Annotated in this window: 16 protein-coding genes; 8 read left to right on the forward strand and 8 right to left on the reverse strand. The window is 32.3% G+C overall.

The window, feature by feature from the left end:
* Positions 1-255: 255 nt before the first annotated feature.
* Positions 256-1,017, reverse strand: a complete 762-nt coding sequence (hisF, locus tag CQA53_RS01230; RefSeq protein WP_115542180.1) for an imidazole glycerol phosphate synthase subunit HisF — start codon at positions 1,015-1,017, stop codon at positions 256-258.
* 221 nt (positions 1,018-1,238) lie between these two features.
* Between hisF and CQA53_RS01235 the strand changes: the two genes are divergently transcribed.
* The 3 genes from CQA53_RS01235 to CQA53_RS01245 are packed head-to-tail and all read left to right on the forward strand — an operon-like array spanning position 1,239 to position 4,999.
* A complete protein-coding gene (locus tag CQA53_RS01235; protein ID WP_115542181.1) occupies positions 1,239-1,844 on the forward strand; it encodes a hypothetical protein in 606 nt (201 codons plus the stop codon).
* Positions 1,845-1,884: 40 nt separating this feature from the next.
* Positions 1,885-2,787: a 16S rRNA (adenine(1518)-N(6)/adenine(1519)-N(6))-dimethyltransferase RsmA gene (rsmA, locus tag CQA53_RS01240; RefSeq protein WP_115542182.1), complete on the forward strand. Its 903-nt coding sequence runs from the start codon at positions 1,885-1,887 to the stop codon at positions 2,785-2,787.
* A 1-nt stretch (position 2,788) separates the two neighbouring features.
* Positions 2,789-4,999 carry a ribonuclease J gene (locus CQA53_RS01245; protein ID WP_115542183.1) on the forward strand — a complete coding sequence of 737 codons (2,211 nt, stop codon included), beginning with the start codon at positions 2,789-2,791 and terminating at the stop codon, positions 4,997-4,999.
* Positions 5,000-5,340: 341 nt separating this feature from the next.
* Here CQA53_RS01245 and CQA53_RS01250 read toward each other — a convergent pair whose 3' ends face one another.
* From CQA53_RS01250 to xseB, 3 genes are all read right to left on the reverse strand, one after another.
* Positions 5,341-6,048 carry an SIR2 family NAD-dependent protein deacylase gene (locus CQA53_RS01250; protein WP_115542184.1) on the reverse strand — a complete coding sequence of 236 codons (708 nt, stop codon included), beginning with the start codon at positions 6,046-6,048 and terminating at the stop codon, positions 5,341-5,343.
* Positions 6,049-6,478: 430 nt separating this feature from the next.
* A complete protein-coding gene (locus CQA53_RS01255) occupies positions 6,479-7,273 on the reverse strand; it encodes a carbon-nitrogen hydrolase family protein (protein ID WP_115542185.1) in 795 nt (264 codons plus the stop codon).
* A gap of 21 nt (positions 7,274-7,294) precedes the next feature.
* Positions 7,295-7,522 (reverse strand): exodeoxyribonuclease VII small subunit, encoded by a 228-nt coding sequence (gene xseB, locus CQA53_RS01260; protein WP_115542186.1) that lies wholly within the window; start codon positions 7,520-7,522, stop codon positions 7,295-7,297.
* A 132-nt stretch (positions 7,523-7,654) separates the two neighbouring features.
* Here xseB and rpmE point away from each other — a divergent pair, with 132 nt between their 5' ends.
* Together rpmE and CQA53_RS01270 are read left to right on the forward strand one after the other, a co-directional pair.
* The gene (gene rpmE / locus CQA53_RS01265; protein ID WP_115542187.1) at positions 7,655-7,855 is read left to right on the forward strand and encodes a 50S ribosomal protein L31; all 201 of its coding nucleotides are present in this window, start codon (positions 7,655-7,657) and stop codon (positions 7,853-7,855) included.
* 174 nt (positions 7,856-8,029) lie between these two features.
* Complete coding sequence (locus CQA53_RS01270) at positions 8,030-8,698, forward strand: hypothetical protein (RefSeq protein WP_115542188.1); 669 nt, start codon at positions 8,030-8,032, stop codon at positions 8,696-8,698.
* Positions 8,699-8,792: 94 nt separating this feature from the next.
* On the opposite strand, the gene CQA53_RS01275 is transcribed toward CQA53_RS01270, so the two are convergent.
* The 4 genes from CQA53_RS01275 to CQA53_RS01295 form a co-directional block, all read right to left on the reverse strand.
* A complete protein-coding gene (locus tag CQA53_RS01275) occupies positions 8,793-9,821 on the reverse strand; it encodes a flagellar basal body P-ring protein FlgI (protein ID WP_407918836.1) in 1,029 nt (342 codons plus the stop codon).
* Between the two features lie 420 nt (positions 9,822-10,241).
* Positions 10,242-10,577 carry a hypothetical protein gene (locus tag CQA53_RS01285; protein ID WP_115542190.1) on the reverse strand — a complete coding sequence of 112 codons (336 nt, stop codon included), beginning with the start codon at positions 10,575-10,577 and terminating at the stop codon, positions 10,242-10,244.
* 123 nt (positions 10,578-10,700) lie between these two features.
* A complete protein-coding gene (locus tag CQA53_RS01290) occupies positions 10,701-12,449 on the reverse strand; it encodes a glutamyl-tRNA reductase (protein WP_115542191.1) in 1,749 nt (582 codons plus the stop codon).
* On the reverse strand, positions 12,449-13,345 hold the full coding sequence (locus tag CQA53_RS01295) for a polyprenyl synthetase family protein (protein WP_115542192.1): 897 nt from the start codon (positions 13,343-13,345) through the stop codon (positions 12,449-12,451). The genes CQA53_RS01290 and CQA53_RS01295 overlap by 1 nt, the downstream gene beginning before the upstream one ends.
* A 250-nt stretch (positions 13,346-13,595) precedes the next feature.
* On the opposite strand from CQA53_RS01295, the gene CQA53_RS01300 reads away from it, so the two are divergent.
* From CQA53_RS01300 to CQA53_RS01310, 3 genes are all read left to right on the forward strand, one after another.
* Positions 13,596-14,243, forward strand: coding sequence for a UbiX family flavin prenyltransferase (locus CQA53_RS01300; RefSeq protein WP_115542193.1), 648 nt, complete (start codon positions 13,596-13,598; stop codon positions 14,241-14,243).
* 715 nt (positions 14,244-14,958) lie between these two features.
* Entirely contained in the window at positions 14,959-16,320 is a 1,362-nt protein-coding gene (locus CQA53_RS01305; protein WP_281271157.1) for an OmpP1/FadL family transporter, read from the forward strand.
* On the forward strand, positions 16,320-17,222 hold the full coding sequence (locus tag CQA53_RS01310; RefSeq protein ID WP_115542195.1) for a hypothetical protein: 903 nt from the start codon (positions 16,320-16,322) through the stop codon (positions 17,220-17,222). Before CQA53_RS01305 ends, CQA53_RS01310 begins: the two co-directional genes overlap by 1 nt.
* The last annotated feature ends 76 nt before the right edge of the window (positions 17,223-17,298 follow it).

Consider the following 17,298-nt stretch of genomic DNA (forward strand, 5'->3'; position numbering starts at 1 on the left):
AAATAATGTTTCATAGTTACTACTCTCTTTGTCAATAGATAATTTTGTGAATCGATTCTAAAATAAGTTAATATGTGTTTTGATTTTCCCTAGAAATATATGAAGTTAAATATCTCTAGATTATTTATAAATGATTCAATTTACAAGAAGTATTATGAGAAAATATATAGCATAGTATAAGCGACAAAAATTTATTCTTATCTTTCTTTGATTATATTTAAATATTATTAAATTTATAAGGATTTCAAGTTTTTTCTAGATTCTTACAGGAATATTATGTTTTCTTAAATATTCTTTTAATTCCATAATACTAACTTCCTGATAGTGAAAGATACTTGCAGCCAAAGCCGCATTAACACCAAGTTCAAATGCCGCTAAAATATGCTCTTTGTTTCCAGCACCACCACTTGCGATAAGGGGTAAATCACATACCTCCATAGCAATGCGTAATTTTTCTATGTCAAAACCTAGTTTTGTTCCATCCGTATCCATACTTGTGAGTAGTATTTCGCCTGCACCGCGTTCTTTTACTTCTTGCAACCAATCTTGCATGTTGCGTCCACTATCATTACGTCCACCATGTGTAAAAACTCCAATAGTAGAATCTTGTCTCTTTTTTACATCAATAGCAATCGTAATACATTGTGTGCCAAATTTTTCTGCACTTTCATTAATAAATGATGGAGTGTTAAGTGCAGAAGAGTTTAAACTTACTTTATCGCAACCGGCATTCAGCATATCTGAAATATCTTGCAAGGTAGAGATTCCTCCTCCTATCGTAAGTGGAATAAAAACTTCTTTAGCAATAGATTCTATGACATTTAAAGTTGCTTTACGTCCTTCGTGAGATGCATTAATGTCAAGAAAAACGAGTTCATCTGCTCCATAATCATTGTAACGTTTTGCAACTTCAAGGGGATTCCCTGCATCTTTTAACTGCACAAAATTGACACCCTTTACAACTCTACCATCTTTAATATCAAGGCATGGAATAATTCTTTTTGCTAAATTTGTCATAATTACCTTTACTTCATAATTAAAAATAGATATAATTTCAAAGATAAAAGAATTATACTAGAAAATATGTTTAATATGATTGTTAAAAGTGTAAATATAAATCACAATATGAACTTTTGTTATTTTATCATTGAATTTTTATAGAATATTTTTTAAGAAATTATAAAAACTTTAAAAAATAAAATTAGTTTTGGTGAAATAAGGCTTTAATGGAGGTGGTTATGAGTAAAATATTGTTTAGTTTTTTTCTTGCTTTAACAATTTCCCTTACAAATGCTATTGGAGTGAATCTGCCAAAATGCATGAATGAAGAGGTAATTAAGGAACTTGAAAAAGAATTTATCAAAGAAATAAGATATGAAATAGCTGGAGATGATGAATTGCGATTGAGACTACATGATAAAACTGCACAAAATAATATTAATGTAGATACAAATGCAAAAGCTTGGGATAATGCACTCAAAAAACTTGGCACAGAAATTTTTATTTCAATTAGATTTACAAAATTTATCACAAATAATACAGATAATCAAGCAAAAAAAGTTATATGTCAGGCTCAAATTGCTGAATTTAAATTATCATTACACGCAATGAAAGAATTCGCAAAATTTGTTGCAATGGAAACATTGATTGCACATCGCCAAGATTCAAAGAAGTTATCAAAAGAAGAATCTCAAGCATTAAAAGTAGCGATTGATTCAGAAATTGATGCAGTAGCACCTTCAATGGTAGCAGAAATGGAAAATGCAATCAAATCACAAGTTTTTCACTATTCTGCACAACATACAGATGATGGTTTTGTGGTAGTTGAAATTCTTGATGAGTAATTATAATGGCTTTGAAAAAACTTATTATTAAGATAGCAAAATGCAACAACAAAGATTGATAAAGGATTGCAAGAGGAGGCATAAACAAGAAGTAAAATATTCATCTTGTAAAAATATTAAAGAAAAAGAAACTCAAATGAAAGCAAAGAAGAGTTTAGGACAAAATTTTTTACAAGATGAAGTTATTTTAGATAAGATCATCAAATCCATTCCCTACAATGTGGCACAGAGTATAGAATTAAAAAAAGTGCAACTCATTGAAATAGGGGTTGGATTGGGTGATTTAACCAGAAAGCTTTTAGATAAATATAATGTATTGACTTATGAAGTCGATAGCAATCTTATCGCACGGGCAAAGCGAGTATTGAATGAATTTTTAGTAAATAAGCGACTTACTCTTGAAGAAGCAGATGTATTAAAGATTTGTAAGGGCAATGGTTATTTATTTGAAAGCGAATATTTTTTGGTATCAAATCTCCCTTATTATATTGCAACACCTATTATTTTGCGTGCAATGAGAGATAAACAATGTTGTGGTTTTCTCGTTATGACTCAACGAGAAGTTGCACAGAAATTTTGTGCAAAAGTTTCAAGTAAAGATTTTTGTGCTCTGAGTGTTCTTTCAGAGTCTTATGGCACTATTTCTTATCTGTTTGAGGTTTCTCCACAATGCTTTATACCTCAACCAAAAGTGTATTCGGCTGTATTTTGTTTTGAGAGATTTTCAAAAGAGATTCCAGATAATTTAGAATTGCTTTTGAAACATGCTTTTAAAAGCCCGAGAAAAAAGCTTTTTTCTAATTTAATGGATATGTTATCAAAGCAAGATATGCAGAAAATCTTTTATGCATTAAATTTGCGAAACGATATTCGCCCACATGAGGTATCAACGCAAACATATCTCTCAATAGCACAATTATTAGGTAATAATTTAAAGGAATAACATGGATAACAAGGAAAATCAAATAAAACAGGCGAGAAACATAACAGGTGAAAATTCAGAAATAAAGAAGAATTACACACAAGCAAATACAAAAACGCATGGTATTAGTGCAAAGGATAAGACGAGACATACAAATGGTAATAAAAATAAAAAAGTCAATGCACGGGAACAAGAACATGGAAATGACGACAGAAAACGTAACTTTAAGTCACAATTTAGAAGTGAAAATAGTGAAAGTAAAAGGTGGACAGGCGAAAATAAACATGCTATAAAAAACAATAATGGTTATGAAGGTAATGAAAAACATGATGATGGAACAAGAAAGATTCAATCTCCTACTGAAAAAGGCACACTATCTTTCCATAAAGATCTTAAAAAAGGCGTGGAGTCTAATCATAAGATTCAAAAAGGCTCTCTTAATCCCCATCACAAACTTAATTTGAATACAAATGCAAAAATTCGTATTACCCCTCTTGGTGGCTTAGGTGAAATTGGTGGAAATATGACTGTGATTGAAACAGAATCTAGTGCGATCATAATTGATATTGGTATGAGCTTTCCTGATGAAACAATGCCTGGTGTTGATATTTTAATACCTGATTTTCATTATATTGAAAGTATTAAAAATAAAATTGTTGCAGTTCTCATTACTCATGCTCATGAGGATCATATTGGTGCTGTCCCTTATTTTTATAAACAATTTCAGTTTCCACTTTATGGTACACCGCTTGCACTTGGGCTTGTTGGTGCAAAATTTGAAGAACATGGTCTAAAACGATATAAGGGGCTTTTTCATATTGTTGAAAAACGTACACCAATAAGAATCGCAGATTTTGAAGTTGAATGGATACATATTACTCATAGTATCATTGATAGTTCTGCACTTGCTATTCGCACAGAAGCGGGGATAATTTTACATACGGGAGATTTTAAAATAGATCATACCCCTATTGATAATTTGCCAACAGACTTACATAGATTAGCACATTATGGCGAGGAAGGTGTTATGCTTTTGTTAAGTGATTCTACAAATTCACACAAATCCGGTGTTACTCCAAGTGAAGCAAGTGTAGGACCAACATTTGATAATCTCTTTAAAAATGCGACAGGTAGAGTTATTATGAGTACATTCAGTTCTAATATTCATCGCGTTTATCAAGCTATCCATTATGGGTTAAAATATAATCGTAAAGTTGCAGTTATTGGACGTTCTATGGAAAAAAATTTAGAAATATCACGCGAATTGGGATATATTGATTTACCAAGCAAGGTATTTATTGAGGCACATGAGGTATTAAAATATCCAGATGAGGAAGTATTAATCGTTACCACGGGTAGTCAAGGTGAAACAATGAGTGCTCTCTATCGCATGGCAACAGATGAACATAGGCACATTAAGATTAAACCAACAGATATGATAATTCTTTCTGCAAAAGCAATACCGGGCAATGAAGGAAGTGTTTCGGCAGTCATTAACCTTATTATGAAAACAGGAGCAAAAGTAGCCTATCAAGATTTTAGTGAAATACATGTAAGTGGGCATGCCGCACAAGAAGAACAAAAGCTTATGTTGCGTCTCATTAAGCCAAAATTCTTTTTACCTGTTCATGGAGAGTTTAATCATATTTCAAAACATAAACAAACAGCTATTGCGTGCGGTGTGTTAGAAAAAAATATTTATCTTATGGAAGATGGCGATCAAATTGAAGTAAATCCAAACTATATGCGTAAGGTAAAATCGATTCGCACAGGGAAGACATTTGTAGATAATCAAGCAAACAGAATTCTTGATCATGAAGTAATTAGTGAGCGTAATTTACTTGCAAATGATGGGATATTTATTTTAACACTCCACTTTTTGCAACAAGAAAAAAAATTGTTAGAACACAGAATCAATGTTTTTGGACTTGTCGGACAACATGAAGAGAAAGAATTAACAAAATTTGTTATGGATAACCTGCATGCTTTTCTTGCAAATGCAAAACCTAATTTATTGAATGATTCTAAGGTTTTAGAACAAAATCTTTTTGCTTTTTTACGTAAGTTACTTTTCAAGCAATTTAAAAAATACCCCGCAATTTTAGTGAATGTATTGTTTGATGGTGCAACGAAAGCAAAAAATATACACAATGAAAATACTATGTTAGAAAAAAGTGAGCCTATTCAATCAGTCTTTAACGAACATGGAACTTTCGGCAATTTGCAGTCATAATATACAATTAATAAAATTATAAAATATGGATATATATTTTATAATGCACTGTGATGAATAAACTTTACCAATTCAATATTGGATAAAAATTTTCAGTAACAAAAGTTTTTGTAATAAATTATTAATACACTATAAAGTATAGATTACCGTAATGTTTCCCTTATGTGCTTGATAATTAAATAAAAAAGAGATTTTTATAAGAAAATATAATATTAAGGACAAAGAAGTTCCTAGACATGTAATACCTCCCCGTATATTCATGCAAAGTATTGGAAAATTTTTTATATGCAATTCTAAACTTTTGAAAATATCTTTTGCTATTTGAGTGTTTTTTGGGGTTTCTATAATGATTTTATTTTTTTGATTTCTTTGTAAATTTTTGGTAATGCGGTAGTGCTAGATTCTAAATAAATACTATCAAACAAACTTTCATCAATCATATCTCTTGATTCCAAATTATTTAAAATCTTATATCCTTTATTTACTAAAGAGTTGATATTGATAACTTCACCACTTGTTCCAATTACTATAATAATATCATTTTCGCAAACCGAATCGAAGATATTATACATCTTTTGATATTGTGGTGCATGCTCAAAGAAAAATACAATATTTGGTTTTAGTAATGTTGCATTGCATGTGGGACAGGGTGTGAAATTATATTGTTCATATCCAATTTCAAAGATTGTTTCACATTCCTCACAACGCAATTCTTTTAAAAAACCATGTAGATGAATAACGTCTTTGCAACCAGCACGTTCTAATAAGTCATCAACATTTTGTGTAATATTTATCACTTCAAATTCTTCTGTGAGTTTGCAGACAATTTCATGAGCAATATTTGGTTTTGTGGTTTGCAACTCTTGTCGTCGAAGATTGTAAAATTCATGCACTAACTTATAATTTCTTCTCCAATTTTTATAGTTACATACTTCCATTACATTATATTTACTCCACAAGCCATCATTATCTCTGAAAGTCGCAAGCCCAGAATCCGCACTTATTCCTGCTCCACTAAAAATAACTATTTTACCCTGTTTTAAATCCATTGTATTGCCTTGTGAAAAATGATACAACATAAAATTTATATCATAAGGATTATTTGTTATAGAATTTTTACTGCACAATAGCAAATTAATAGATAATGAAATTATATAATTTATAGAGTTACAACAACAAATTTTTGAAATAGACATTTTAGTTTAAAGTATTTATCGTTGTTGAAGGTTCATGTTTGAGAAAAACAGGTAGTGAACTATTTTTAGAAAAGTTATAGAATAAAATTTCTAGTTTATATACAAAAAAACAAAAAAGAATACAAAATATTCGAGATGCTTAAAGATTTTATATGAAATTTTATATCCATTAAGGCAAGAAAATGCTGGTAATTTTACTCATTTAACACATCAAAGAATATCTAAATAAATGTATCAGTTTGCTCTTATTGATTTGTAAATGCAATAAAAATTTTATAATTCATTATTCACGGAACTTCCACTCATCTTTAAGATTTTGCAAGGATTGAGTATCAAGTTCTACGCATAACATACCTTCATCTGCATTTAAAGAATCAATAATCTTTTGTCCAAGACTTACAAAACTATGACCATAAAAATCCCATTCATAACCATCATTTGCCTTGTATTTACCTATACGATTGGCACGGAAAACATAGCATGAATTTGTAAAAGAATGTGTTGTTAAAAGACTTTTCCAACGCTCTTGAGATGAAAAAGTGCTGGCAGTTGCAACAAGAACAACATCAACACAAGCTTTTTTGAATCCCATCCAAAATTCATCAAAATGTGCTTCAAATCCAAATAAAATACCAACTTTAAGATTTCCCGCACGAAAAATAAATGGTGTTTTGGGTAACTTTGTTGTATCATTAGAAAAGAAATTGACTTCATTCCAATGATCATATTGAATCATTCGTTGTTGTGTATAGGTATAAGATTTTCCATTTGCAAAAATTACCATATTTTTATAGTATCCTTTATTTTTATATTGCACAGATGGAATTACGAGGGTATGTCTATACTCCTTGCAAAATTCCATAAGGAAATCAAGTTTATTTTTGTCTTTTAATTCTTGTGGAGGATTTATTTTCCATTGTTCAGAGAAAAATGGTTCAAGAACATATTCTCCAAATAAAATAATTGTGCCTTGCGGAAGAGATTTCATGTAAGTGTTAATTCGTGTTGTATCCATTAGATTCTCAAGTTGAAAAATTGCTATATTATTACTAAAATTTTCTAAAATCAATTCTTTCATGATGTTCCTTTTGTGTATCAATTATTTTTGCTCAAGGGCGTTTTTAAGTTCAAATTCAGCATCTTCTAACATCTGGTTGGCAACTCCTAAATGCTTTTGTGCTTCACGATAAAGTTGCAAACCATCTTTAAGATTGATTTCATTGTTATTAAGAGATTGAATGATATTTTTTACTCTTTCAATATGTGCTTCAAAGTCAAGAGATTCTATAGTTTCGTGTTGTTTTTTATTCTTTCTTTCTGTATTCATAGATATAGCCTTTATTTTGGAATCTTAAATTAAGAATTATATCAAAATTTGTGATAAAATTGAAATATAAAAGCTGTATTTAAGTTTTATTTTGGTAGAATTAGCTCTTTTATTAAAGTTTGGAGTTTTGATATGAAAAAGAATATTCACCCACAGTATATTCCATGTAAAGTAACTTGCGTAACAAGTGGCAGAGAAATTGAAGTGTTAAGCACTAAGCCGGAATTGCGTATTGACATTTCCAGTTTTTGCCATCCTTTCTACACTGGGAGCGATAAGATTGCAGATACAACAGGAAGAGTTGAACGGTTTAATAAAAAGTATAATCGTTAACTTATCATTATATCATCATTTATTGATTCACTACTAAAAATTAAGCACACAGAAATTGAGTTATTTGCTTTGCTATGTCATGTCTTACATCATTCATTTTTGTAGGTGGTTTCCAGTTTTGTATACAACAGAAGTATATTGAATTCTGTTTGTGAAAAACACTAGAATGATAATATGAAAATTATTGAAATAATTTTTGCAATTGGCATCCTTTTTTACATATCTTCAGGTGCTTGGCTTTCTTATACCTTTTCCCTACAAAATAAAACGCGATCTGCTCTTACTACACTTTACGCCTTGAAGCATGCTAGAATCCTTGCGATGATTGATAGCTCTACACTTGGACATACTGATTTCGGAAATATTTATTCATTTGCGAGAGTAGATTCTAAGCGATTATTATCTGTTTATGAAAATTTTTATTGGCAAGTGCAATTTCATACAAGTGGAATCTATACAAAAAATGCACTCTCTATCTATCGTGATACACCGAGATTTGCAAATACAACAGATTTTGATAGACGTCCTCTAGCGGGAGATATAGTTGCACTTCATGTGAGTAGCTCACAATGTTTGAGTGGCTATAATAATACCAATATTACAGGATTTTGTAAAGATAATGCTTTGATTGATTTTCGCTTGAATGAAAGCTCAAGACTTGAGATATTGCAACTCAAACAACCAACAACTTGTCAAGAAAGAGATACTTTTCGATTTTATTTTAATGATTATGGTCAGATTTTATGCGGACAGAGATTACATACACCAATAGGCTTACAAGGTATTATTGTTGGAGATTTTCTGATTTTCATTGAGCCATATACCGGATACTCATTTTTATAGTAAGTAAAAAATCTTTATTTAAATAGCAAATAAATATTGATTTATCTTACTTATAGACTTTATTCACGATAAGAATATTCAAAGATATTTAAGTTTATAATACCTCTATATCGGCAGCTATAGCTCCACTTCTTTTCATGGTTTCAAGGATTGAAATTACACTCTGTGGGCTTACACCAAGTCGTTGTAATGCACGTACAACACTCGCAACAGTAGGTATTTTACCATTACTGCTTAAAGTGTTCGTTTTAGGGTCAAGTGTCATAGAATCTACTGTTGCACTATTTGAATTTGTGTCAAAATCACTTGTAATTTTGAGAGTAAGATCGCCGTGAGTAATCACAATAGGTTGCACACTAATACCAAGTCCTGATACAATTGTGCCAGATTTTTCATCAATAACAATTTTTTCACGTGATGAATAAGGAATATCTACTTCTTGCACGAGTGCCAAATATTCAATCATGCTTAAATTATCTGGCTTGTTAATTTTAATAGTTCGAGAATCTAAAGCTTGAGCAGATTTATCACCAAAGACTTCATTAAGTTTATTTTGCACTTTTATAGCATTTTGGAAATCAGATTTTTTTAAACTTAAAATTGTGCTATTTTGATTTGCAAGATTGTAAATTACTTCTTTCTCGATTGTCGCACCACCATTAATTGTTCCACTTACAAGGCTATCGCCTTTCCCAACACTAATAGCTCCTTGTGCAACCGCATAAATCTGTCCATCTACCGCATTGAGTGGTGTCATAACCAAAGTGCCACCTTGCAAGGATTTTGCATCTCCTATGCTAGAAATTTTAATATCAATTTTATCTCCCTGTCTTGCAAATGGAGGGAGAGAAGCTGTTACCATAACGGCAGCTACATTTTTTGATTTTATATCATTTGCACTAAGTTTTACATTCATTGTTTCCAACATGTTTGCCATAGATTGTGCAGTAAATTGGGAACCACCTTTATCACCTGTTCCATTGAGACCAATTACAATGCCATAACCCATAAGCTGGTTATCTCGAACTCCCGCAATACTTGTGAGATCACCAATTTTTTCTGCTTGTAAAATGCTAGGAAAAAATCCTGCCAACATTACAAGAGATAGTATAGTTCTAATTATATGTTTTTTTATAAGACTTTTGCGGAGACACAACATATCTTTAGTATCCTTAATTTGAGTAAATCTTTTTTCAATATTATTTATAGATTCTTAGAATCCATAAACTTATAAAGTGTAAGGGAGTTTCCAAGCCTTCTGTGGCATTTTTAAACTTTCTTTAAGCTTCAGTATTATAACAGAAAAAATATATAAATATAGAAAAAAGTGGTAGAAAATTATATAAATATATAAATTTTTTTTCATTATATATTCTAAAACCAAAAAATATTTTACCTCATTTGTAAAGCTTTCAAATTGCCTGTGTACTTTCTCATTTTCTTTGTAATATTCATAATGCCTAAACCCTGTGCTTTCATTGCATTTGATAAACAATTCTTGCATATAAATGTAATAGAATCCATTCAATATTAAAATCTCATCTTATCTTGGTTTAACCCCACCATCATAATAATCTCGCATAATAAACGGATTATTATAAAACCAATCACTAGGCGTTGGGTCTCCCTCGTATCGTCTATACGAGTTCTTATCTTTTGCTCTGTTATCAATGTGTTGAGGGTTTCTAGGTGGTAATGGTGGCAAATCTTCGATATTTTGCAGTGTATCAAGTAGTTTGTCTCTCTCTGTATTATTTTTTGGGAACAAAACTAAATCTTTGTCATTCTCATTTTTTGTGTCCTTTGGGTTCTTCAGAGAATTTGCTAACAAGTCCGGTGTAAAAAGAAGAAATATCATGTATAATAAAAGCTTTTTCATGCAAATCCTTTACTCTATGATGAAATAACTCATCCTTTTAGAATCCACAATGCAATATTTACAAATTATATCCTATGTTCTATTGAATGTAAAACCTTTTTACAACAAAAGATATGGAATCTATTATTTTGTTTCATTATCATATTCACATTTATAACGATTAAGCAAGATTCTATCTTGTGTACCAAAAAGATTCGCTATTGATTCTAAGATAGCATCTGAATTTTCATCTTCTGCCATCGATTTGAGCTTTATTGTTGGTGCATGGAGAAATTCATTAAATATACTATGTGCGAGTTTTGTAACATTATCACGCAGGGCTTCAGGGATAAATCCTTTTTTAATTGCGCGATTTATTTCTTTTAAGCTTGCTTGTTTTGCTTGAGTTCGCATAGTTTTAATCAAAGGATCGACACCAAGAGATGAGAGCCAATGACTAAAATCAAGTGTGAATTTCCCTACAATCCCCATTGCTTCACGTGCACTTTCCTCACGCAAATGGATATGTTGTTGTGCTTTTATCTTCAAATCATCAACACCAATGACTTCGAGATTATAGATTCCAGAATCTTTTAAAGAATTTGTATCAAAAGAGAAATTGCGAGGGATTGAGAGGTCAAAAAAGATTTTCTTTTGTATATTTTTATTGAGTCCATGTCCTTGTTTGAGATTCATAAGGAGCATATCTTGAGTGAGAATCGCTCCCCCAGCTACGGCACTTAAAACAATATCATATTTATAAATATTTTCTTGTAATAAAGAAAAATCAAGCAATTCCACATGATGCACCCCTAAATCATCAAGGATTTTTTGAGCATTTGCATGTGTGCGATTACAAAGAGTGAGATGCACGCTATGTTTTAATAAGTGTTTGAGACAGAGTACACCCATTTCGCCAACACCAATAATAAGGATTTTGCAATTATTATTTGTACGATGAGATTCTGTTAAAGATTTTGATACATTATTAGTATTATTGGTAGGAATCTGATAATAAGAGCTTTCTTGTAAAATATCTTGATTAGTATAAGAAAGTTGCAATGAAGAATCATCTTGTGGTATATTGTTGCAATTTATAATAGGATTTTTCGCATGGGAATCTACAGAATCCAAGTTATTATGAGCATTGCAAGATTGTATATTGATGTACTCAAGGGCAAGATTCACTGCCACAGAAGCAACAGAAATTGGATTTTTAGAAATATCTGTCCTACTCCTCACACTTGCAGCACATCGAAAGGCAAAATGAATGAGTCGCGTAAGTGCTTTCGCACAAAAGTTATTATCATAGCTTAATTTATACGCATGTTTCAGTTGTCCACTGATTTGTGTTTCTCCTACAACAACAGAAAGTAAGGAACTTGCAACACAAAAAATATGATGTATTGCGTGATTCTGTAATTGTATAATAGCTATTTTATCGAGTTCAGAAGAATGAATTGATTTGAATTTCGCAAGAGATTCAATAATTCTCTCCATGCTTTCTTGTATAAATCCATGATTATTTTCTGTAATGTTCTGAATCTGTGAGATATTATACGAATCTTTGTTTTGCAAACTTTGTTCTTGATAATTTTTTCCCTGTTGTATAAAATGTATTTGAGTAGAATCTGTTTTATAGGAATCTAATCGTTCTATATATTCTTTTTTCTCATCGCATTTTTTTTGTGTAGTGAAATGCTTTTCCTTTGACTCTTCAAGAAAAGCATAAATTTCACAGCGATTACAAGTTGAAAGCAAAATAACTTCAGATACACCCTCAATAGTATGTAATATTGGTAAAAATTCTAAACTCTCCTCATCGCTAAAATGCAATTTTTCGCGTAATGAAACATTTGTATTTTGATGTGAAAAACTAATTGCGATATACATTAAAAATCTCTTTCAATCATTGTATTTATAATAGATTCTAATTTTTTATTTTTTACTTTTTGTGCGATTTGCAATGCAAAATTCCCGTAAAACAAAGCTTTTTGCTTTGCTTTTTTAATTGGATTCTCAAGCAATAGTGAATGTAAATGCTCAAAATCATCTGTATTAAGATTTTTTTTAAAAAGTGATTTGAGCCAAGCTTTTTTATCATTGTCTAACTCATGATAAAGATAGATATATGGGAGCGTCGTTTTCCCTGAACAAAAATCACTTAATGCTGGTTTGCCAAGATTCTCACTTTTTTGCGTAATGTCCAAAATATCATCGATAATTTGAAATGCCATGCCAAGATATAATCCATACTTATAATAATCCCTATGATTTTCATGGGTAGCTAATATTGCCGCACATTCCGCACTTGCAGCAATGAGACTAGCACTTTTATGTGTAATCATATCAAGATATTTTTGCTCATTGTTATTAAAGCTTTGTTCTAAACTCACATCTTCTAGCTCACCAATGCTCAATAAAGAAACACTTTGAGAGAGACTTTGAGCAATTTGAGAATCAAACTTTGAAAGTTCAAAAAACGCATTTGAATAAAGTATATCACCAAGCATAATTGCAGTTTTATTTCCAAATTTTGCATTAATGCTTGTTTTCCCTCGTCGTAATAAACTCTCATCAATTACATCATCATGCAATAAAGAAGCACTTTGTATCAATTCAATGATGGCACATAAACGATATGCACTTTCATTCTCTACTATACTTAAGACAAGCTTGGAACGCAACATTTTACCACATTCCAATTCTTTATAGAGAGAGATTGCCTCCTTGCTTTGAGTATTTTGCAGGATTTCTAAAGCAATATTAGCTACTCTTTCAAGTCCCATTTTTTGCCTTTTTTATTTTATTCATAAAATTCTAAATTAATAATTTTCTCATTATTGTATCATTTTTTTGAAATTTTTATAGTGATTTTAGGCAAATTATAGTGTGATTTTTTGGATTTTTATTTGCTTGTTGTAGATGATTTCTTTCTTAATATTATATTGATATTCAACTTTTATCGTTACAATTTTGTATATTTTTAGAATCTTAAAAATAACTTAACTTTCAATAATAATTCATTTTAGAGGTAATATGCAATCTCAATGTAATACTACTCATGCGATACAAAATGCAGATTCTCACCTTTTATCCTCCAGACAAAGAGATGATACACAAAGGATTATAGTTTTAGGCATTAGCGGTGGGAGTTCTCTTGAGTTAAGTTTCCATTTTATTAAAAAATTCCCTAAAGGGAGTATGCTTTATGTCGTGCCAAGCAAAAGTGCAAATATTCTTTGCAAAGCAGAGAAAAATCTCAATCTCATTGATGAAATTTATAAAATCCGCACACAGAATCTTTGTATTGAATCAAAAATCACAAGTAAGCTTGCAAGTGGGAGTTTCTCTTTTGAATCTTATATCATTCTACCAACAAGTTCCAACACTCTTTCACGCATTGCCTGTGGTTTGCAGGATAATTTGCTCACACGCGTCGCAGCGATATGTCTCAAGGAGCAAAGGAAGCTTATTCTCGCTGTACGCGAAATGCCCTTAAGTCCGATTTTACTTGAAAATATGCACAAACTTGCCCTTTGTGGTGTCTGTATCGCACCGCCAATCGTTGGATATTATAGTGGCGTCAATAATTTAGAATCTTTGCATGATTTTTTGATTGGGAAATATTTTGATGTATTAGGGATTAGGCATAATCTTTTTATGCGTTGGGGTGAAAATGAGTGATACATTTGGTTTGTAAGAAGTTGTAAAAATACGATTTTTGAAATTCATAACTTTGTATATTTCTATTTAATATTCATTCCATTTTAAGTATATTTTGCATAATCTTTACAAAATGTAACTTAATAAATACAATCAAAGAGGTATAGGATTGAAACATGATACATTTCTAGAAATATTTTGTTACACTAAAAGCTAGTGTTTTTGTAAAACTTGTTTAGGGTTAGGAGGGGGCAGATAATCTTGTGAATCTTATGGTTACTCAAGACTTGGTTTCTCGTTATTGTAAAAATATAGTTTTTGGTAATTATAAACATGATTTCTTGTCATTCTGAGGTGTAGCTGAAGAATCTACAATTTAATATAGTATTCATTAAATTGATATTTGGCATTCGCTCAATAGGGCAAATAGTCATGAGTAAGGTTGAATGCAAGATTGAATGAATGAAAACTTGATAATCTAGGACTCTGTGTCATCACAAGACTTTATGATACGAAAGTATGATAAGAGAGTTCTGATAGATTTTACAAAAATGCTTTTATACTTTCTATAAAAAGGAGAAATATGAAACAACAAAACTATTGTAAAAATTACATAAAAAGGCTTTTTATCTCAAGTATGCTTTTTGTCTCAGGAGGTATGCTCTCACATGTCTATGCCTCCGGCTTTCGCCTACCTGAGTAAAGCCTCAATGGCACAGCACTGAACTCCGCCTATATCGCAGGGGCGTATGGGGCTGACTCGACCTACTATAATCCCGCAAATATGAGCTTAGGCAAAGACAATGAGAAGTATGAGTTTGAGGTCAATGGGACATTGATTGTCATACCCGGATTTGACTTTCATACAGTAGGTAGAGATAAGGGAATGTGTACAGTTAAATCATTCTTCAATGTAAGTGATGGTTGTTTTTTTAAAGGGAATCAAGAAGCAGATAAAACTACTGCACCAACATGGGAAGCCCCTGCCTACACTGCAACTGGTAAGGCAATCACGACGATTCAGCCTGTGCCGAAATTCTTTATTAAATCTCGGAGCTATCATCTTTCAGAGAATCTGCGTATGAATTATGGTGCGTCATTCACGACACCATCTGGACTCTCGATGAATTGGGAGGGGGAAGGAGGTGGATTTCTCGATGATGTGAGTATCGCTATGCTTGAGTTGAATCCCGTCATATCGCTTGGCTGGAGGGATTTCATAGCAATTGGAGGGGGGTTCCGTGCGATATATACTTTTGGGAGCTTTAATAACACCTTGTATGTCCCTATGGATTTTAAAGGTGATACAACAACAGGAAATACATACGGAACAACGGAAGTATCTCAAACTTCAAATGGTTCTGCTTGGGGCTTTGGGTGGAACGCAGCAGCAAGCATCCGTCCTTTTGCTTTTACCTCAAGTGAGATACTCAAGAGCCTTACCATATCTGCGACTTATCGCTCCAATGTGCATTGGGATATGAAAGGGAAACTTTATGCTAATTCTATAATATATGCACTTGGAAAACAACATACTATTGGTATGGATGCGGATTTGACACTCTATTCAGACTTACCTCCTATCCTCAATGTCGCTATCTCACAGGATTTTGGGAGGAATCGTATCGAGTTTGTCTATGAGCGGACCTTCTATGGCAGTGCGAGAATCTTTGAATTTGGCTATGCAAATCAAGTATTTGATTTATCATCTTTGGGTATATTGGCAGGTTCTGTGCCTATTGAAGGTATGATAAATGCTGCTGACTACTCCGCAGTAGCGTATGGTAATGGGTGGAAGGACGCCTCTGCCTATCGTCTGGGCTATACTTACTTTGGCAATACATGGAAAGTCATGGCAAGTGTCGCCTATGATATGACTCCTGCACCACAAGGAGTATTTGGCATACCTGATGCGAATGCCTATATGGTGGGCTTTGGTGGGAGAAAGAGACTATTAAACAATAAGCTTGATATAGGCTTTGGCTACTCCCTTGCACTCAAAGACAATCGCAAGAGCTTCATTGTCTCACACGATGGCTTTGGACAGCTCCATTTATTTACGATTGGTCTCAAATACCTTTGGGGAGGGAATGGATAATGAAGATTTTACAACTATCATTGATAGCACCTATTGTATATTGTCATATTGCATTTGCTTCTTTTACAAGTCAATCTCTCAATGCTACAAACACACAAACCCCACACAATATTGCGGGGGGGGGGGGGGATTTCCTCCCTACTTTATCTCTTGTAGTATCTCTAAATGATAGGCATTCACTCTATGCAGACAATGAATCTATGGGTAATGCGAATACCCACTCTATCACACAGAGTGAGACAGCTACACAGACACAAGGAGTGCAAGGAGATGTAAAAGATTCTCAATCGCAAAATACTCAATCGATTGTGGGAGATTCTACGCAATCTAATGGCAAACTTTATAGCTTTGGAGCTGGGATTGGATATGGTTTTGATAGTGTCCCGGGAGGACTCAATCACAAAACAAGCCTCATACTTTCACCACATTGGGAAAATGCGAAAGGCTGGATATTAGACGCTCCATTTATCCTCTCATATATTGCACCAAATCCGAGCTATTTTCAATCATATTTTAATAATATCGGAGATGGTGCGAATATCGATATTTCTGCACTTGTTGGGAAAAAACTGCTCAATGCAAAATCTTTTGGAATCTCTGCAAGTGTTGGGCTTGGCTATAGTATCTCATATATGTGGGCATCGCGTGAAAGATTAGTAGGAGATGGGAGACAAAAAGATGTCGGCACTGCATTATATAATGCACTTACTTTGAGAGCTGGTGTTGAGGGGAATTATAAAAAGCATGTTATCGGAGCGTATACGTCGTATTATATGCCTTTGCGAGAGACACTCAAGCTTTTGAGTACTGGGGCAAGTGCGAATAGTCCACAAACAAATCTGTATGACAATACGATTTTTAGCTCCTATGGCATTAATGCTTATTATTTGTATAGATTCTAGAATCTGTATAAAATTTCTTGAGATGACAATATGTAAAGTTTTCTTTCTTAGAATCAAAACAAAATATCTAAGAGAT

Origin of the sequence: Helicobacter didelphidarum, from assembly GCF_003364195.1 — a bacterium.
GTDB classification, from domain to species: Bacteria; Campylobacterota; Campylobacteria; order Campylobacterales; family Helicobacteraceae; genus Helicobacter_A; species Helicobacter_A didelphidarum.